Origin of the sequence: Rhizocola hellebori (assembly GCF_016862955.1) — a bacterium.
Classification (GTDB): domain Bacteria; phylum Actinomycetota; class Actinomycetes; order Mycobacteriales; family Micromonosporaceae; genus Rhizocola; species Rhizocola hellebori.
In genome coordinates this window covers 23,252-43,500 of the sequence record NZ_BONY01000005.1, presented here as the reverse complement: position 1 = coordinate 43,500, position 20,249 = coordinate 23,252, and the positions used below count along the sequence as shown (strand labels likewise).

The 20,249-nt window shown below is 67.9% G+C and carries 10 protein-coding genes; all 10 read right to left on the bottom strand.

Going from position 1 to position 20,249, the window contains the following annotated elements; all coding sequences use genetic code 11:
* Positions 1-3 precede the first annotated feature (3 nt).
* The 10 genes from Rhe02_RS05060 to Rhe02_RS05015 all read right to left on the bottom strand — a co-directional run bounded on the left by Rhe02_RS05060 (position 4) and on the right by Rhe02_RS05015 (position 19,845).
* Positions 4-468, bottom strand: a complete 465-nt coding sequence (locus tag Rhe02_RS05060; RefSeq protein WP_203906887.1) for a hypothetical protein — start codon at positions 466-468, stop codon at positions 4-6.
* 51 nt (positions 469-519) lie between these two features.
* Positions 520-1,017 carry a hypothetical protein gene (locus Rhe02_RS05055; protein WP_203906886.1) on the bottom strand — a complete coding sequence of 166 codons (498 nt, stop codon included), beginning with the start codon at positions 1,015-1,017 and terminating at the stop codon, positions 520-522.
* A gap of 93 nt (positions 1,018-1,110) precedes the next feature.
* Complete coding sequence (locus tag Rhe02_RS05050; RefSeq protein ID WP_203906885.1) at positions 1,111-2,475, bottom strand: cellulose binding domain-containing protein; 1,365 nt, start codon at positions 2,473-2,475, stop codon at positions 1,111-1,113.
* 155 nt (positions 2,476-2,630) lie between these two features.
* On the bottom strand, positions 2,631-3,704 hold the full coding sequence (locus Rhe02_RS05045; protein WP_239123377.1) for a pectinesterase family protein: 1,074 nt from the start codon (positions 3,702-3,704) through the stop codon (positions 2,631-2,633).
* A gap of 237 nt (positions 3,705-3,941) precedes the next feature.
* Positions 3,942-4,199, bottom strand: coding sequence for a hypothetical protein (locus Rhe02_RS05040; RefSeq protein ID WP_203906884.1), 258 nt, complete (start codon positions 4,197-4,199; stop codon positions 3,942-3,944).
* A gap of 151 nt (positions 4,200-4,350) precedes the next feature.
* Positions 4,351-6,612, bottom strand: a complete 2,262-nt coding sequence (locus Rhe02_RS05035; protein ID WP_203906883.1) for an MMPL family transporter — start codon at positions 6,610-6,612, stop codon at positions 4,351-4,353.
* 115 nt (positions 6,613-6,727) lie between these two features.
* Entirely contained in the window at positions 6,728-7,693 is a 966-nt protein-coding gene (locus Rhe02_RS05030) for a hypothetical protein (protein ID WP_203906882.1), read from the bottom strand.
* Between the two features lie 104 nt (positions 7,694-7,797).
* Complete coding sequence (locus Rhe02_RS05025) at positions 7,798-9,654, bottom strand: pectate lyase-like domain-containing protein (RefSeq protein ID WP_203906881.1); 1,857 nt, start codon at positions 9,652-9,654, stop codon at positions 7,798-7,800.
* 148 nt (positions 9,655-9,802) lie between these two features.
* Positions 9,803-15,070 (bottom strand): non-ribosomal peptide synthetase/MFS transporter, encoded by a 5,268-nt coding sequence (locus Rhe02_RS05020; RefSeq protein ID WP_203906880.1) that lies wholly within the window; start codon positions 15,068-15,070, stop codon positions 9,803-9,805.
* Complete coding sequence (locus tag Rhe02_RS05015) at positions 15,067-19,845, bottom strand: non-ribosomal peptide synthetase (RefSeq protein ID WP_203906879.1); 4,779 nt, start codon at positions 19,843-19,845, stop codon at positions 15,067-15,069. The genes Rhe02_RS05020 and Rhe02_RS05015 overlap by 4 nt, the downstream gene beginning before the upstream one ends.
* Between the last annotated feature and the right edge of the window lie 404 nt (positions 19,846-20,249).

Sequence of the window (20,249 nt, the reverse complement as noted above, 5' to 3'; positions counted from 1 at the left end):
CGGTCAGCTCCCCTGGCTCGGGATGTCGGGCGGCGGCGGGCGGCGGCCGGCATCCTGACGCCGCATCAACTCCTCGAAAACCTTTCTGTTTTTGAGTACCTCGTCCAGTATCTGGCGCTCGTGACGCACCACCTCGTCGAGGAAGGCACGATAGCGCTTGGTCGGCAGGACGGTGGCCAGGATGGCGTTGCTCAGCCGTCCCACCGCTTTCTCGGTGGCCCCGAAGTAGGCGATGAGCCGTCCGATGACGAGGGAGAGGATCACCACCCCGAAACAGAAGGCGATCGCCTCGGACAGCAGGTTGGCCAGGACCGGATGTGCTTGCAGCAGCGCCAGATTGTCCCGCTCCAACATGGACGACCAGACCAGCAGCCCCACCCCGACCGCCACCAGGGTGACAGCCAGGGTGGCCGGAAACCGGGACGTGTCGCGCGGCTGATCCGCCGGGCCATCATCCACATCAGACATCACGAGTCTCCCCACACAGAAGCGATGCTTATCGATCCGTACGGTACCCGATCATCGGAGGATCTCCACCAGCAGCACCCAGGCGTTGACCAGACCAGCCAGCAGGCCCACGAACACGACCGGCGCCACCCAGTAGAGGCCACCGCCCGCCTCGGCGAGGAAGGTGATACCGGCGACCACCAAAAGCAGCGAGATCGCCGCGGCGGGGAAGGCGCGGCTCAACAGCCAGCTACCGGCCATCTCCTGCGGGGATCGCGCGGCGGGCCGGCTCAGCCAGAGCAGCGGGGCGCCGCCGCACACGCCGATCAGGATCAGCTCCGACCCCAGCGCCCGCTTTGGCTGGTCTGGAATCAGCAGCAGCACGGAAACCAGAAGCGGCATCACCAACATGATCAGCGTTTGGACGGCGCGGCCGGGCAGATTCGCGAACGTCAGGATCCGCTGCACATTGATCGAAACCGCTACGAACAGCAGGCCGCTCAAGGCTGCGGCGGCGCCCGCCACGGCCACGGCGAAGTCACTCCACGCGGCCGCGTCGTAGCCCGTCATGCCCATGATCTTAGAAGCGGGCGGGCCAGGCCCTTCTGGCGACACACCGGCTCGGCCGCCCAGCGCGGGCCGCCGAGCCGGGTGTGCCTGTCATCAGGTGGCTGTGCAGGAAAGCGTGGGTATCGGATTCGCGCTGTTGTTCCAAGACCCAAGGAACCCGAAGGTTTTGGTGCCGTTGGGCGCGATCGCCCCGTTGTAGCCCATGTTCGTCACCGCCACGTTGGCGCCGGATCCCACCGAATTGCCGTCCCACAGCGAGTTGATGGTTTGCCCCGCGGTGAAAGTCCATGCCACACGCCAGCCTGTGGTGGCCGCCGCACCGGAGTTTCGCACCGTGACGGTGGCTTGGAAACCGCCGCCCCACTGCCCGGTGATCGCGTAACTGGCCGCGCAGGAACGGCTGCCACTGGACGGACTGGGCGACGGGCTCGGCGACACCGACGGGCTCGGCGAAGGTGACGGCGAGGGCGAAGGTGAGGCCGGCTGCGACGGGCTGGCCGTCGATCCGCCGCTCGTGGTGTAGCTGACCTGCGTGTAGGCGGGCCCACAGGACGAGCCGCAGGAGGCGGGGATGGTGAATTGGTAAACCCTGCCGCCGTTGATCAGCTGATCGGCCGCGTTGCGCACCCGGATCTGGAACTGGTTGGTGCCCTGCGTCGTCCCGCCGATGATGTAGGACTGTCCCATGTCCGAGTTCATGGCCGCGGTCACCCACGCTCCATTTTGGAGGAACTCAACACCGTGGATGCCATTGGCAAGATGCGACACGGAGATGGCCGGCCACCACACCTGTGCGCCGCTGAGGAAGCCGATGTTGATGTCGCCGGAATAGTTGGGCGCCGAGATGAACTGCCACGTCATGCGCCGGTTGTTGTAATGGTTGGGCAGCATGTCGGCTACCGGAACACCGTTGCGGGCAAACAGGTTCAGCGAATTTTTAGACAGATCTATATGGTACGGGTCGTCGCGGCACCAGGCATTCGAGTCCCCGCAACTGTCCGCGACCACCATGTCGAGAGTGGCCCCCTTGTAGGCGTCGGACACCCACGACCCGTTGCGGCAGAACGCTTGCCCCGGCGCACCGTCGTTGGTGCCGGTGCAGAAGTCGCCGACGCTGACCCTTACCCAGCGACCGCAGTTGAGCCCGTTGTTCCACATGCCGCGCTTGCTCAGGTTCGCACCGGTCAGCGGCCGCGGGTAGAACGTGTAGTCGTTGGGCGTGTCGTAGACGTTGAGGGCGATGAAGTTCTGTGAGTCCAGGTTGGCCTGCGGCATACCGCATCCGCCGTAGGGCTGGCCCAGACCGTCGAAGTAGGTACTGTTTCCGGTGACCGGGGCGGGTGTCTCGAAGGAGCTGAGCGCGTTGGCAGCCAACTGCATACCGGCCAGCAACGCGCCGACGGTCGCCGTGGCGAGCACCGCCATCAGCGCACGATGCCGGCGCCGAGGTTGTCCCATGGTTGTTCCTTTCCAGCCTTGAGCGCACCCGGCGGGAACAACCAATAAGGGAGCCGACAGGGCGCGCGATGTCGATGCATCAGCGGCGTGCGGTCAAGCTCCCAGAGCCCATTCTTCCTAGCGCATCATCTCCTGTCAATCCGCCTGGGCCGCGATCACGACCAGCACGATGGATCCCATCCGGCCAGATAGGTCTCGGGCGTGTACAGCGCGGCATCGCTGGCGGAAAGCTGCGGCCGGTCCGGCGTGACGGTGGCCCCCGCTCCCCGGTTGCGGTATTCGAAGTAACGCGCGTCGCGCCACGGCCATACCCCGAAGTCGGTCCACGGCGCCGCCTGCAGATGCTCACCCAGATGCGAGTCACGAATGACGACCTGCGCCACCGCGTCGGGATCGTTGCTCGGATGCCACGGCCGTCCTAAATAGACAGTGCCGGGAGCAGCGACGGCGGTGAAGCGGCACTTGGTGAACAGGAACCCGTAGGGGTTGGCAAGCGACGTGCTCGCCGCGGTGATGTAGCCGTTGTTGGTGGTGGAGCCGCGATCCAGCGAGTGGATGTGGCAGTGTTCGAGCACCGCGGTGCCCCGGCCGAAGATGAAATCGACATCGCCTTCGACGTAACAATGCCGAAGCGAGGCTCGGCTGAAGGTGGTCACGTTGGGGCTGTTGAGGTACAACGTGTCCTGGTTGGCGAGGAAGCGGACATGGCTGAAGCTGAGCCGGTCGCCCCGGGCGAGCACCGCGACCGCCTGCCGGTTGGTGATCTCAGGATGGGCCGCTTCATCGAAGGAATTGCTCAGCGTCAGGTTGCGCACCACCAAGTCCGACGCATCGATGGTGACCGAGGCGCTGCCGGAGGTGCCCCACGTGCCGCCGGCCGGATTGGGTGTCCCGTTGGCCCGGTCGTCGGTGATGATCACATCGGCCGGATTCCTGCCCAGGCCCACCAGCACCAGGTGCGACCGGTCCGCCGGGATGACCACCCTGCCGTGGTAGAGCCCCGGCTTCACCAGAATGGCGAAGGGCTCGCTGTTGCCCGCCGGCACAGCGTCGACGGCCGCCTGAATTGTTGTCACATCGCCGCTTCCGTCGGCCGCGACCACAATGCGCCGCCGCTGGTCGGCCGAGGCGACGCCGGGAAAGGCGAGCACGCCGAGGGCTGCCAAACCGGATCCGAGCACACTTCGCCGGCCAAATCGCCGAGCCAGGGGGAAAGCGCTTTCCATCATGCCCGCGAGCCTAGGTATCAATACCTACGCAAGTCAATGGAATGCAACAAACCTGCAAACGCTCCGCAACCTCCCGCGCCCCGCACAGCGGTGATCGTCAACCCACGGCGACACGATCACCGCGGCGCGGGGGGCGCGGGCGGCAATCCACGGCGGCACGCCCGCCGCCGTGGCTTCATGGATTCAGTGATTGTGCGGCGAGCGGAAAGCAAGCACGCCCGCGATCGCTTATTTTGATCAGCCGCCCATGCGGGGCAGGTTGTCCCACGGGCTGCGCCCGTTCTTCTTGGCCGGGCCTTTGGCCTGCTCGACACGACCGAAACGCTCGTGGTGGAAATCAAGCTGCTCGTTCTGCTCCGCGCGGGAGATGCGGCTCCAGGCAAGCTCGTTGACAGCCCACCAGCTTCCGTCGGTCTTGGCGAACGTGGTCATGGTGGCCGACATGGGCGTCACCAGGCCCTCGCGCCATCTCGCGATCATCGCTTCGTGCGACATCTCCGTCAAGTTAGCCGTATCCGACAATGAATGATTACTTGGCAATTGCATGGCGGGGGCTCCTCATAACATGGCAGGCCCTTCGAACTATGCCCTACTTAGCCGGGTACAGGCAAAATTTCTGCGAATCGATACAGAACCGAATCCGGAATCAGTCGGTGGGGTCAAGGGCACGTCTGCGCACGTAGACGACCCGCTGGAAGAGCTGGCGACCTGGCCAGTCGCTCGCCGAACCGATGATCGTCAATAGCGCCGGGGCGAGCAATGAGCGCACGATGAATGCGTCGATCACGATACCGACCGACAGGGCGAAGGCCAGTTCCTGGAACGGGCGCAGCGGAACCAGGACCAGAAGGCCGAAGCTGATCGCCAAAGTGATGGCCGCGGTGCGGATGGCGCGCGCCGACTGCGGCAGTGTCATCGCCAGAGCCTCCCGCAGCGGCCGGGTGCGGGCTTCCTTCCAGGCCGGGCCGATGCCGAAAATGTTGTAGTCCGAGCCCAGCGCGACCAGCAGAACCGCCGCCGCGAACGGCACGTAGAAGGTGAGACCGTCGCCGCCGAGCACGTCTTGGAACAGCCACGTGGTCAGGCCGAGCGTGGCGGCGATGGCGAGCACGCTGCAGGCCAGCAACGCGACCGGCGCGATCAGCGCCCGCATGAACAGGATCAGGAACAGCAGGTTGGCCAGCAGCGCCGCGATCGCGATCCGGCCAAGATCACTCGTGGTCTGGTCCACCACGACCTTGGCGAGGGCGGTGTCGCCGCCGAAGCTCGTCTGCACCTGCGCCAGACCGGCCGACTTCAGCATGCCCGGCAGGTCGTCCTGCAGCCGGGACAGGGTGTTAACGGCCGACGCGCCGAGCGGCTCATCGGAGAGGACCAGCAGGTAGCGCACGGCCGATCCGTCCTTCGCATCGAAGACGTTCAGCCCTTCGGGCAGCGCCTCGGTGCCCGGCCCGAGGACGGCGGCCACCCCCGGAACACGGCCGAGCGACTCCTGCAACGCGGTCAGCTCGGCCTGGCGCGAAGCCACCCCGTCTCCCTGTACCAAGAGCTCGGTCGGCGACAAGATGCCCCGCGCGAATCCGGTCTGCGCCTCAGTCGCCGCCTTGCGCGTGGGATGGCCGGCCGGCAGCGACTCGACGAACGACACCCCGAGAGTCAAATCGCGTATCGGCAGCGCGGCCGCGATGAGCCCGCCGGTACAGACGATCAACACGATGAACGCGAAGAAAGGCATCGTGATCAGGCGGGCCCAGCGGCCCCCGGTCCTGCTCTCGGCTTCGGCGGCCGGGTCGGCCGGCTTGATCGCCCAGCGCCGGGCCGGCGCCCACAGCGCCGCCGAGCCCAAAATGGCCAGCAGCGCGGGCACCAGCGTCACCGCGACCAGCATGCCGATCAGCACGGCCAGCGCCATCCCCGGCCCGAAGGCCCGGAAGGCCGGCGATTGCGCGACTATCAGCGCGCCGGTCCCGGCCGCCGCGGTCGCCCCGGCGGTGGCGATGATCGGCGTGAAGCGTGCGGTGGCCTCTCGCGCGGCGTCGAGCCGGCCTGCCCCGGCGGCCAGCCGGCCGCGTACCGCGGAAAGATAGAAAACCACATAATCGGTGACCACTCCCAGCAGGAGAGCAATCAGAAGCGGCTGTGTCTCCTGAGGAACCGGCACCCCCATCCGGTCGGCCAAAGCGCCGCCGATGTGCAGGGTCAGCAGAATGGCGACCCCAGCAACACTCAAAGCAAGCAACGGCGCGACCAGAGAGCGAAAAGCAATCGCGACAATGAAGAAGACCGCCGCGACCGTGGCCACCTCCAGCAAAGTCAGCGATGACAGCAGAATGCGCCCCTGCTCGACGCGGGCCGGAACAGAGCCGGTCACGCCGACGACGGCATCGTCGGCGTCATAGTGGGTCTCGACGAATTTCTGGGCCGCGGCAAGCTGTTTGGCGAAAGTGACATCCGGCGGCGTGAACAGCAACGTGATTACGGTCGTGCCGTCCTCGCGGGAGCCCGGGAAAAGGCCCATGGTGTTGGTCACCGGCACCGCCGCGACGATGGGCGCGACATCCGGGAAGGCTCCCTCGCTGACCGCCCGGGCCCGGGCCAGAGCCTCGGTCTGGGTTGCCATGGGCAGGCCTTCCGGGTTGCGCTGCACGATGGCGACCCGGCTCAGCAACGGAAAGCCGAATTTGTCGAACGAGCGGATTTCGCTTTGCACCGCGGCGTTGTCGGTCGACACCAGCTTTTCCAAATCACTGCCGCTGTTGCCCGGTGCGGGAAGGAAAAGCATCGAGGCCGCCGCGGCCGCGATCCAGAAAGCCACCACCGGCCAGCGCAGCCACACCACCACTCGCGCGTAGGCGGCCAGAAGCGCGCTGGGATGCCAGCGGCTACGAGGTGGCTCCTGCTCGCTCATCTCGCTTCGCCCGACGCCAAAACCATGAAACCGCAATGCATCGCAGATCCTCCCGATTCAGCCCCACCCAGGCTTACCCGAGGTCCACATTCGGCAAACAGTGGGGCCGCAGGCGTCAGCGCGCTGACTCGCCGGGGGCGCGCCAGAACAGGTTGGCCAGGCCAGGCCCGAATAGGCTGGCCACCAACAGGAAGATCAGGTACTGCCACGGCCACGCCGCGAACACGGTGACCGGCACACCCCACACAGCGAAGCCGGGCGCGGGAAAGTGTGTGTAGGCCCAGAACCGGTTGACCGCATTCTGGCCTTCCACAAACAACGACACGAGCACCGAGCTGACCGCCACCGCCGCCAAGGGCATCCAATAAGCCCTGCGCGCGCTGCCGATCAGCGAGGGCAGGCCGCGCGCATGCAAGCCCCACTCGGCGAGCAGCACGGCTCCCACGAAGGCCAGCAGGACATAGCCGAAAGGCGGCGCGTTTGGCAGCGGCTTGGTGACAGCGAAGACGTAGCCGCCGCGTTCGGAGTACCAGGCCAGGTAGCGCCAGCCCGCAACGCCCAGCAGCAGGGCGCCGGCGACGCCGAGAAGCGCGATGGCGACCCAGCTCGGTGGCCCGCCGAGGGCGCGGCTGCGCGGCTGCGCCATCCAGTCCAGGAACGCTTTGGCGGCAAGGTAGCTCTCCACGATGGCAGCCCAGTAGAAAACGAATCCAGGCAACAGGACCAGCCAGTAGAACCATTGTGTCCAATAAGGATAGACCCAGAGCTTGCCCAGCCATTGGGCCATGAGCTCCATCGCCAGCCCGGCGGCGGCCGCGGCCACCAGCACCCGCACCAGACCACGCGGGCCAGCGCTCACCAGACCCGACAGGCAGGGCGCCCCAAGCCTTTCGCAGACACCTTCGCCGAAGAGGATGAGCCCCAGCGCGGAGAGCGCCGCGGCGCCGCCGAGCAGATTGCCGGGCACGATCGGGTACCCCTGGAAGAACACCTCGGGGTCGGTGAACATGTGGCGCGGAAACAGCAGCTGGACATACGACCCGGCCAGCAGGAGCAGCCCCAGGCACATCTTCGCGTTCATACCCTTGCCAACGCTAGCCGGAAATCGGCCGGCCCGCCCACGGATCGGCGCTCATGGCGAGCAGGCGGCATCGTCCTGGGGACAGATGCCGCCTGCGCCAGGTGTTACGGAGCCGGGTATTGCGTGATGTAGATCGGGACACCGATCTTGGTGGTGTCCGCCGGATCGCCCACGCCGTTGACGACGTGATCGATGATTCCCGCGCTGAGGTTGACCGTCATGATGTGACTCAGCTTGATGCCGGGCCCCTGCGGGACCTCGAAGCCGTTTTCGGTGTGGATATCCGGGTTGTTGCGGTTGAACACGTACACGCCCGCGCCGTAGAGGGTGTGGCTGCGAACGCGGTCGCCTACCTTGTACCCGGCGAAGCCCTCCACGGTGCCGTTCATCCAGTCGGCCTGGGTGGGCGGATCGTAGGGAAGCTCGTTCTGGTAAAGGACCGTGGTGCCGTGTTCGCCGTTCCAGACCGTGTTGTATTTCTGGAAATGCTCCACGAATAGGCCCAGGGCGGTCACGTGGTCGCCGTTGATGATCGCGCCGTAGTTTCCGGTGTTGGTGTTCCAGCGTTCGGTGTCGGTCAGGTCGTCCACACCGTGGTCACCGCGCCACACCCAGGTGTGATCGATGAGCACGTGATCGCTGTTGACCTCCAGCGCGGTCTCGGTCTTGCCGATGTGCGGCCCACCCACGCGGAAGTACACATCGGACAGGGTGGTCGGGTTGCTCGGCAAGCCCGGAAGCAAGCCGTGCCGCCGGCCAACCCGCAGCAGCACAGGCGACTTCTCCAGGCCCGCATCGATGGTGAGCCCGGCGACGATGATGCCGGGTACGTTGGCCACGTCCAGCGGCGTGGAGCCGTGGACCGCGGTCAGCGTGGGGTGACCCAGGCCGAGCACGACCGTGTTGGGACGCCACACCTCAATGCTGCGGCCGATGTCGTAGACGCCGGGGGTGAACAGCAGATGCTTGCCGCGGGCGAGCTGCAGGTTGATCAGGTGCACCGAGTCTGTCGGCTTGGCGACGAAGAAGTCGCTCAACGGGATGGTGCGCCCCGGGGTCAGCCCCCCGGCCCAGGTGATCCCGCGGGTGTTGGTCTGTGCCGAGGGAACCCGGACCTGGTACCTGCCCTGCGCGTCCACGAAAAGGAAAGGCTTCTCGCGGCTGACCGGGGTGGTTTCCAGTGTGGTGTAGGGCGGCGTGGGGAAGGCCGTGGCGTCGGGCGCGCCGACGACACCGGCGAAGACCTGGTTCCACACCCCGTTGGACCAGCCCGCGACCTCGCTGTTACGGGTCAGCCACTGCTGCTGTGACCCGTTGATGGTGAAGGGCAGCCGCGAATCGGCGATGAAACCGCCACTGGCGTATTGCGGACCGGCCGTGCAGTAGTCCATCAGGGACAGGTTGGCCCCGGTGATGTTGAGACGGCGCATCGACACCGCCTGGGACACGGCCCAGAAGTTGGCCGAGGCGCGGCAGCCGTCCTGCCCCGCCGAGTTGATGTTGATGGTCAGGTTGGACAGGGTGCGCCAGAAGTTGACCAGCGCCAGGCAGTTACTGGTGCCGCCGTTCTCCAGGCACCGGTTGTAGACCTCGACCTTGCCGTTGATCACGACGTCGGTGGGCGAGGCGCCCAGACCCGCGATCTCGGTGTAGTAGCCGACCTTGATCTGGAGAGGGCTCTCCAAGGTGCCGTAGGTGCCCGGTTTGAACAGGAAGGCGTAGCGCTGGGTGCCCATCTCGTTGTCGACCTGCGCCGCGTGCGTCTGGTCGAGGGTTGCCTGAATCGCGCTGACCGGCATGCCCGGGTCGAAGACGGTGACGTTCACGCCCAGGTCCGCCGGGCCGGAGCTCGGCGGAGCAGCGGAGGCGAAGGTGCCGGTCGTGGTGGCGGCGGTCAGCAGCGCGACGCCGAACACGAGCATCCGGCCGAGCTGCCCCTTGGTGGGACGGGGGGTAATCATGCGGTAGGTCCTCTCTCCGCCTGGCGGAGCGGTACGTGAGCAGAAACGTTGCTGTGGAACGGGAGAGCGCTCTCCCGACAAGTCCGCTTTGTGGCGAAATCATGAAAGGATGGGATGACGTATTTCTACCCTGCGAATCGACTTCGCGCTATGTCGATTTCACCAACCTAGTAGTCGATGTCGGCGTCAGCGAGCGATCCGCCTCCGCTTGCACCTCGTCCAGGTCGTCGGCGATCTCCGCACCGGTTACCGCGTTGGGCAGGTCATCCTCCATTCGCGACAGCGGCCGGTAGCGCAAGCCCGCCGCGCCGATCACGGCCAGCGCCGCCCCGCAGATCACTAGCAGCAAACCCATGCCGCGCCCCGCGCCTTCGCCGAGCACGGCGCCGGCCGAATCGGCGAGGGGACCATTGGCTGCCAGCAACGGGGTGAACGCCTCGGCAAGGTATGGCGCGGTGACGAACGCCAGCGGTGTCATCGCCACCGCCATCATCTGGTTCATCGCCAGCACCCTGCCCTGCAGCTCCAGACCCACCTTGAGCTGGATCATGGCGATCCAGTGGGCGTTGACCATGCTGAGGCTCGCGTACCAGAGCGCCGCCCCAACAGCGATCACCGGGATCGACGGGCGCAGGCCCATCACGGCCACCCCTACGCCCATGCCGATGACGAAGCCGACCATGCCCAGGGCGCGGCGGCGCGTGCCACCCCACGCCACCATCACCGCGCTGCCCAATGCCGCGCCCAGCCCGCTGGCCGCGGTGACCACGCCCAGGCCGGTGGCGCTGTCGAAGGCCAGCACCATCGGTGTCGAGACGACCAGCGCCAGCATGAACAGATAGTTCACCACGGTGAAGTAGACAATCATGATCTTCAGCGGGCGGCGGCGCATCAGATACCGCCAGCCACCGGCCACCGCGCGGGCGAAGGTCTCGTCGCGACGGCGGAAAAGCTTGTCGGGAAAGCGAACCAGCAGCAGGGTCAGCAGACCGATGCTGAACGAGGCGACGTCCAGGCCGATGACGAAGGGCAGCCCGAAGCTGACCACGAGGACGCCGCCGGCCATCGGGGCCAGGAACAGGCCGACCCCGGTACCCAGCTGAGCAAGGGCATTCGCTTGGGTGAGAAAGGGTTTGGGCACGAGCTGCCCGACGGCGGCGAGATACGCGGGCCGATGGAATGCGGTGACCGCCGAGCCCAGCCCGGCAATGAGCGCGACCAGCCACAGGTCCAGCCGGTCCAGGGCCAGCGCGATGGACAGCGCTAGCATCGCCAGCGCGGACACCCCATCACATGCAATCATGATCCGTCGCCGGTCGAACCTGTCCGCCACCGCACCGCCCAGCGGCAGCAGCGCGATGGTGGGCAGCAACGCCAGCATGGTGACCAAGGCGTAGTCGAACATCGCGCCCTGGCGCTGATACGCCCAGACACCGAGGGCGAAGGAGCCGATGGCCGACCCGATAAGGGAAATCGTCTGTCCAAAGGCGACGGTGTAGAAGGCGCGAAGCCCGCGCTGCACGGCCGCGGCATCCTGCGCGACCGTGTGGAAAGGCCCGCGGCGCTCGATGATGGCCGCAAGCTGATCCGCCTGATGCTTGACGAAGTAATGCCCGGCGCGCGCGATGGTGGCCAATTGCAGCCGATCGCTGAAAGCACCCCACTCCAGGAAGCGTTCGCGGTAAAGCTCGGTGCCCCTGTCCCGCTCGCCGACCACGCAAAGGATCGGAGCGCGCAGGCGGCCCTGCCCGTCGGCCAGCCGGGCGGTGAACCAGGCTTCGGCCTGCCGGGCGTCGTGGCGCAGGCTGTGCATCATCTGGTTGGCCTCGGCGTCGTCGAGGTCCTCCATTCCGCCCAGCAGCCGCAGAATGTCGCGATAGGTGCGATCCGAGATGCGCCGATCCGTGGGCAGAATCCGGCTCACCAGCGCCGAAACGCGGCCCGGCAGGCGTGCCGCCGGGAACGCCCCGCCCAGCACCACACAATCCAGGGTGACCTCGCGCGACTCCAACTCGGCCGCCAGCGCCACCGCGGTCGCGGTGCCGACGCAGTGACCGTAAACGATAAGCGGCCCTGGCTTTGCCGAAACAATTTCGTCGGCGAGCAGGCTGACCAGATTCTCCAACGGCAGCAACGCTTCGTCCGGCCGGGCCGGATCGTGACCGGGAAGCTCGGCCGCCAGGGTACACACCCGGTCGCCGAGAGCCTGCGCGAGCGGCCGGTAGGCGGCGGCAGACCCACCGCCGTAAGGGATGCAGACCACGGTCAGCTCGGCGTCGCGGCTTCCGCCAAGTCTGTGCAGCAGGTGACCGCCGGAGCCGGAACCGTCCAGCATGGCAGCCAGCTCACGCACCGTGGGGCTGGTGAACAGATCCACCACGCGCAATCCCGGATCGATTTCGCGCACCGCCCGAACCGCTTGAAACGAGTCACCGCCCAGGGCGAAGAAGTCGTCATCGGCGCCGATGTCGGTGACTCCTAGCAGGCGCTGCCACACCTGTGCCACGAGCAGCTCCCCGGGCGTGCTCGGCGGCCCGCCGCGACCCTGTTCGGCCTCGGTTTGCGAGGCCTGCAGAGCGGCACGGTCCAGCTTGCCGTTCGGGTTCATCGGCAGATTCGGCATCGCTATCAACGAGGAGGGCACCATGTAGTCGGGCAGCCTGCGGCGCAAGGCCGCGCGGACGGCCGCGGTGTCAACACTTTCCGGGCTCACCCAGGCCACCAGACGCCGCTGATGGGCCACCCCGGCCGGCAGAACGGCCGCGTCGGCCACCCCGGGGCAGGCCCGCAACGCCGCCACCACCTCTTGCAGCTCGACCCGGAAGCCGCGCACCTTGACCTGATCGTCGCCGCGGCCCAGGAAACGCACCGAGCCGTCACGGCCGATGCTCACCCTGTCCCCGGTGCGGTAACAGCGCACGTTGCCGTGCACCGGATCCGGTACGAACCGCGCGGCGGTCAGATCGTCCCGCCCCGCATAGCCACGGGCCACGCTCGGGCCGCCCAGCCAAAGCTCGCCCGGCACCCCCGCCGGAAGCGGACGCCCCGCGCCATCCACCACGTAACAGTCCACATTGGGCAATGGCGTGCCCAGCGGGAGCGAACCCGCGTCGGCGTCGCCGTCGGCCACCTCGTACATGAACACCGCCACCGTCGTCTCGGTGGGGCCGTACGAGTTCTGGATCGCCAGCTCCGGCCGCACCGCCCGCACCCGTGCCACCAGATCCCACGGGCACGGCTCGCCCGCGACGATGAGCAGCCGCCGTGGCAGCAGCGCGGCCAGGTTCCCGTGCGCGGCAAGCATTTGCAGATGACTCGGCACACACTTGAGCACATCGATCGGGTTCTGCTCCACATAGCGGGTCAGCGCCACCGGGTCGGCGGCCACCTCCCGGTCGATCAGGTGCAGCGTTCCTCCGGTGAGCAGCGCCCCGAACACGTTGGTCAGCCCCAGATCGGCCGCGATCGTCGACACGAGCGCGAAGGAGCGCCCGCCGGCCGCCGGCTCGCCCAGCCTCTCCAGGGCATGGTGCAGATAGCCAACCAGCTGTCCATGCTCGACCTGCACTCCCTTGGGTGCCCCGGTGGAGCCCGACGTGAAGATGACGTAGACCAGATCGGCGCCGGACACCGCCACCTCCGGCCGGTGCTCCGGCCCGGGCCCATCGATCTGCACCACTGGGCACGCGCCGAAAAGCTCGGCGGCTTCGGTGACCAGAGCAGCGGCGCTAGCCACGGAAAGCATCGCCGCGATGCGCTCGCTCGGATAGGCCGGATCCAGTGGCACATAGGCGCAGCCGGCCTTCAGCACGCCAAGCAGCGCGACGATGAGCGAAGTGCGCCGCTCGGCCAGCACCCCGATCGTGTCGCCGGGGCCGAGCCCGGCCGCGCCGAGCCGGTGCGCCAGCCGGTTCGCGGCCCGGTCCAGCTCCGCGTAGGTCAGCTGCCCGTCCGCGGCCACCACCGCCACCCGCTGCGGGACCAGGTCGGCCTGCCGTTCCACCAGCACGTGCAGCGGTTCGGTGGCCACCGCCCGGCGCGGGCCGGACAGCAGCGGGCCGGACACGGGTGCCAGGGCGATGTCGGCGAGGGGCACGCCGGGGCGGGCGAGCATCCCGTCGAGCACGTTGCGGTACCAGCGGGCGATCTGCCGCGCCGTAGCGGGCCCGAAGAGCGCCTCCCGCGCCACCAACACTCCGCGCAGTCCTTCGGCGCCATGGTCGGCGACGTTGAAGCTGAGGTCGAACTTGGCCACCGGCGTCTCCGGCTCCTCCAGCGCCGCTCGCAAGCCGGGAAACCGCGGCACGGCAACGGAATCGTGCACGTTGAACAGCACTTGAAAAAGTGGTGTCACCCCCGGGATCCGCTCCGGCGCGACCGCTTCGAGCACCTCGGCGAAGTGCGCACCGCCATGCGCGAAAGCGTCGAGCGCGCCCTGCCGGGTGCGCTCGAACAGCTCGCCCACGGTGGCCTCCGGAGGCACCTCTGCCCGCACCACCAGCGTGTTGACGAAGGAGCCGAGCATCTTCTCGGTTCCGGCGTGATGGCGGCCCGCTTCCGGCACCCCGATGGCGATGTCGGTGGACCCGGAAAGCTTGCCCAGCAAGGCCTGTGCCGCGCCCAGCAGCACCATGAAGGTGGTGCTGCCATTGGCCGAGGCGTAGTCGCGAACCCGGCCGGTCAGGTCGGCTGGGAATTCGAGCGGCACCTGAACGGCGGACCAGCCTGCCGCCTTGTCCCGCACCCGGTCACCGGGCAGGTCAACCGCGGTCGGCAGGCCTGCCAGCCGCTCCCGCCACCAGAGCAGGTCCGGCTCCGCGCGGGAAGGCCCGCGCCAGGCCACGTAGTCGGCATATTGCGGTGCAGGCGCGAGCTGCGCAACCGCCCCGCCAGCGCGCGAGGTGTAGGCGGTGGCCAGCTCGTCGAGGAACAGCCCGATCGACCACGCATCCATTGCGATGTGGTGAAAGGTGAACAGCAGCAGGTGTTCCGCGACGCCCGTCCGCCACAGGTGCGCCCGCATCGGCGGCTGCGACGCCAGATCGAAGGGCTGCCACGCGACCTGTGCCACCGGCTCGGCCGGATCGATGATCAGGCTGACCGGCGCGCCCGCAAGCACGGCAAGGGTTCCCTCGCCGGTGATGACGCTGCGGAGAACCTCGTGGCGAGCCACCACATCGTGCACCGCCGCACCCAGCGCGGGCACCGCCAGCTCCCCGCTCAGGCGCAGGCCCACCGGCACGTTGTAGGCCGGGCTGCCCGGATCGATCTGCCAGGAAAGCCACATCGCCCGCTGGGCGGCCGAAAGCCGGGCCGGGCAAGCCGGGTCGGGCCGGCCCGGGATCGCCTCGCCCGCCTTGGCCAGGCGGCTGGTCAGCAGCGCCTTTACCCGCGCCTCCCGGTCGAGCAGAGTCATCGCGCCGCCTCCTCGTCGAGGAGCCGCTGCTCCACCGTGGCGGAGAACTGGGCCAGGTTCGGCTGGTCGAAGAGCAGCCGAACAGCCACTTCGATGTCGGCCAGCTCACGCAGCCGCCCGATGACCCGCGTGGCCGACAGCGATTGACCGCCGAGGGCGAAGAAGTCGTCATTGGCGTAAACCTCGGGCACCGCAAGGACTTCGGCCCAGATCCCGGCCACGAACTCCTGCATCGCGGTGCTCACCGGCGTGCGTTCGCGATCGGCCGAATCAGGTTCCGGCAACGCCCTGCGATCGACCTTGCCACTGCTGGTGGTCGGCAGCCGGGTCAGGCTCACCCACCGCTGCGGCACCATGTACGAGGGCAGCCGTTCGGCGAGAAACTCTTGCGCGGCGGGCACATCCGGCTCCGAGTGCCAGACCACGTAACCGACCAGCTGGGTCTCCCCGGCCGGGCGCGACACGGTCACGGCCGCGTCGGCGATCTTCGGATGCTCGCGCAGCACCGACTCCACCTCGCCCAGCTCGACCCGGTGGCCGCGCACCTTGACCTGATGATCCCGCCGCCCGAGGTAGTCCAGCACTCCCCCGGACAGCCAGCGCACCAGATCACCGGTGTGATAGTGGTTGTCGCGGAAGGCCTGCGCGGTGACCGCGGGAAGGTTGCGGTAGCCACGGGACACGGCCGGTCCGCCGATCAGCAACTCGCCGGTGACCCCCGGTGGGACAAGGCGTCCCGCTTGGTCGATGACTTTTATCTGGTACCCGGAAGGGGGTCTGCCAATCGGCACAGAGGTCGCCTCGTCGCCCTGGGTAAGGTGCATGGTGGCGATGATGGCGGTCTCCGTTGGGCCATAGCCGTTCCACAGCTGCGCGACCCGGCCGGTCAGGTAACGCGACAGGGCCGGCTCCAGCGCCTCACCCGCCGCCATGACCCGCAGGCCGTCCCGGCCCGCCCACCCGGCCGCGTGCAGCAGCCGAAGCCCGGTCGGCGGCGTAAACAGCACCGTGGCCCCCACCTGCTCGATCCGGCGCGCCAGCGCGTGCCCGTCCAGCGCGGTGGCCGAGTCGACGAGAACACATTGCGCGCCAAGGGCCAGCGGCAGCCAGATGCCCAGATGGCCAACGTCGAAGGAGATCGGAGAGAGGCAAAGCACCACGTCACCCGGGCCGACCCGGATCAGCTCGCGCATGGCGGTCAGGTTCACCCCCAGATTGGCATGGCTGACCTCCACCCCCTTGGGCCGGCCGGTGGATCCCGACGTGTAGAGCACGTAACAGATTTCGTCGGTTCCCGGCACGGGCGTCACCCGTTCCGCCACGCCGTCGAGGGCGAAGATGTCGAGCACCCGCAGGCCGTCCCGGCCCGGGAAGGAGACTGTGCCGTCGGTCAGCAGCAGCCGCACCGCGCAGTCGTCCATCTGGTAGGCCAGCCGCTCGGCCGGATGGTCCGGGTCGAGCGGCACGAACGCGCCTCCGGCCCGCCAGACGCCGAGCAGGACAGCGGGAAGCAGCCGCTGCCGGGGCATTCCCACGCCGACGATCTCCCCGCGGCGCAGCCCGGCCGCGGTCAGCGCCGCGGCCACCTTGCCCGAGAACGCTTCCAGCTCCGCATAGGTGAGCTCGCCGTCCGCCGCCACGACGGCGATGGCCTGCGGGTCACGCGACGTCTGCGAAAGCACCGACCGCACCGGATCGAGCGCGGATCCGCTGGACTGCGTGGTGCCCCAACGCGTGATCAGCTCGCGCTCCTGATCGCTCAGCAGGGCTATGGAGCCCACGGACCGGTACGGGTTCTCCAATGCCGCGTCGAGCACCCTCATCAGACGCGCCGCGAACGCTTCCGCGTCCGCCGAGCCGAAGCGCGCGGGCGGATACTCCACGGCCAGCTCCGGCCCATCGGCGGTGTCGTTGACGAAAACCGATAGGACTTGCGGGTTCCCGCCACCCCGGATCTCGCCGACCAGTTCCACGTGCACGCCGTCGGCGGACGCCCGCACCGGGACGTCCGGTGGTTGCATACTGAGCATCACCGGCAGTGCCGGCTGCCCCGGCTCGCGGGCCACCGGCGCCATCATCTGCTCAAAGCTCAGATCGGTGTGGCTCAAGCCTTCCGCGGTCAGCCGGGTCAGCTCGCGCGCCAGATCGGCGAAGGCACGGCCAGGTTCTACCTGGCAACGCAGCGGCAGCACGCCCAGCAGCGGCCCGACAAGAGCCTCGGCGCCGGGCTCGTCGCGACGGGCGTAAGGTGCGCTGAGCAGGGTGTCCGCACGCCCGGTCAGGCCGTTGACCACGACCGCCAACGCGGCCAGGTAAACCGCGAACGGGCTGACCCCGATCTCGCTCGCCATCCGGGCGACCGACTGTCCATATTCGACAGTCAACGCCCGGCTATGGCGACCGTACAACATTGACTCGTCCGCAGCCGAGGGAGTCGCGGGAAGGTCGTGTGGCGCGGCAGCTTCGGCAAGCCTGTCCCGCCAGTAGGCCACGTCGCTGGCACTGACCTGCTGACTCTCTTCCGCTACGGCCAGATCGCCTACCTGCCAACGGTTCCCGGCGGACATGGGGGTGTCCCCGCGCAACGCTGCCGCCACATCCGATGCGAGCTCACGCATCAGCACGCCCACCGACCATCCGTCGAAGACGAGGTGATCGGTGGCCACGATGAGGTCGAGTCCGTCGCCGCTGCGCGTCATCACCGCCCGCAACGCGGGTTCGCTGCCATCCAGCGAGAACGGCTGCATGGCAGCGGAGGCTTCGGTCAGCTCAACCGTGCAGGCGTCTTGCACCGTCGCGGTCAGAGCGCCGTCGGCCGTGCGCGCGTAGGCGCAGCGGAATACCTCGTGCCGGGCGACCACCGCATTGAGCGCCTGCTGAACGGGCCAGGCCCCGGTGACCCCGGACAGCCGCAGCCGCACCGCGATAGTGGTCGCCTCCGGCCCGGACAGCTCACGGATCGTCCAGAACTCGCGCTGCGCGGCCGTCAGCGGGTAGACACGGCGGCCGTGCTGGCGTACCGGTCGCACCCCATCCGGCACGGTGTGCGTGCCGGAGTCGGAACGAGCGGTGATCAGGCTGGCCAGTTCAGCGACGGTTGGGTGGGTCTGCACGTCAAGCGGCGAGAGCGCCACGTCGAAGGCGACCCGGGCCAGCGCGGCGATGCGGGCCGCGGTCAGCGAGTGCCCGCCCACCTCACCGAACCGGTCAAGCACCCCGAATCCGCTGTGCCCCAGCGCATTCGCCGATATCCGGAACAGCTCACCCTCCACCGCCGAGCGGGGCGCGACGGCATCGCGCGTTCGCGGAGCGGGAATGGGCAGCGCCGCGAGCGCCGTGCGGTCGGCCTTTCCGGTGGGCAGGACCGGGATCTGGCCAAGCAACAGAATCCGCGCCGGAACCATGTATTCGGGCAGTTGCCGGGCCAGATGGGCACGCAGCTCCGGCTCATCGGGCCCGCTGTCGCATTCGGCGTAACCGACCAGCGAAGCGGCGCCCTCATCGTCGGTTCTGGCCAGCACCACCGCGTTGCGCACCAGGGGATGCGCGACCAGGGTGGCTTCCACCTCGCCCAGCTCGACCCGGAATCCGCGCACCTTTACCTGATGGTCGACCCGTCCGTGGTAATAGACCAGGCCGCCCTCGACGCTGACAAGGTCGCCGGTTCGATACGCCCGGCCCATACCGGCCAGTTCGACGAAGGCAGCCTCGGTCAGCTCCGGCCGGCGCAGGTAGCCGCGGGTCACTCCGGCCCCGCCCACCCACAGCTCGCCGACCGTGCCCTCCACCACTGGCGCCCCATCGGCATCGCGCACGCTTAGGGTGGCCCCATCGATGGGCCCGCCCAGCGGCACCATTCCGGTCTCGTCGCGCGGCACCTCATAAGCGGTGGCGTAGGTGGTGCATTCCGTTGGCCCGTAAAGGTTCAGCACCCGCGTCACGCCTGGGTTGGCGTAGACCCGCTCGACCAGCGCTCGGCTGGCGGCCTCACCGCTCAGATTGACCGTGCGCACCGAGGGCGGCAGTGGCTGGGCAAGCAGGGCCGCCATGGCCGAGGGCACCGCGCAGATGGTGGTGACCCGGTCCCGGGCCGGCGCCTCGGGCAGCGCGAGCAGGTTGTCGATCTGCACCACAGTCCCGCCGCTGAGCAGGGCCGGGTAGATCTCCGCTATCGAGAAGTCGAACGCCATCGACCCGGAGAACAGCGCGCCGCCCAGTTCGGCCGCGTCGTAGTTGGCCAGCAGCCAGTCGATGAGGTTGTGGGTGTTGCGGTGCTCTATCACCACGCCCTTGGGCCGGCCGGTCGAGCCGGAGGTGTAGATGATGTAGGCCGCATCGTCGGCCCTGCCCTCGCCGTCAAGATTGTCCTCGAGCCCGCCCGGCGCGTGGGCGGCGATGACAGCCACTTCGGCAAGCCACGGCAAGGGTTCGGCCGACTCGGCCACCACGTGGCGCAGCTGCGAGTCGGCGGCCATCAGGGCCAGCCGCTCCGCCGGATATGCCGGATCCAGCGGGACATATGCGCCGCCCGCTTTCAGCACGCCGAGCAGGGCGGCGACGAGCCACTCAGTGCGGTGCATATAGACACCAATCAGGTCGCCGCGGCGCGCGCCCTGTGCCCGCAATCGCCAGGCGATGGCATTGGCTGCCCGGTTGAGCTGGTCGTAGGTAATCTCGGTCGCGCCATGGATGAGCGCGATCGCAGCGGGTGTCTTGCGAACTTGTAGTTCGAACGCTTTATGAATCAGCCAGTCGCCGGCCGGGGTTCCTGCCATCTACCTCATCCTGTCGTCACATCCCCCGTGACGGATCTAGACAATCAAATATATTCAAGCGGCGCGATCGTGCCATCGATGTCAATTCCTTGCAAAAAGATCCGGCCACAAAGCGGGCAAATGAGGATTACCGGCCGAGCCGGCGGCGATCGGGGAGACTTTGAGGTATTCATTTATTCGTTCTTTCCGAAGTCCCCTTTCGCCTGCTAGCGTACCGTCATTCATCGATGACACCATGTGTCCAATGAAGAGGGGTTATCCATGCTGAGCTTCTCTGGCCAGGTAGGCACCACTGCGACAGGTGGCCTCACCGTGACCGTCGCTCCAGGCGCCTCGACCACGTGTGGCGGCGGAAACTGCTGCTGCACAAGCTGCTGCTCCTGGTAGTCAGCGGCACCAGCGGA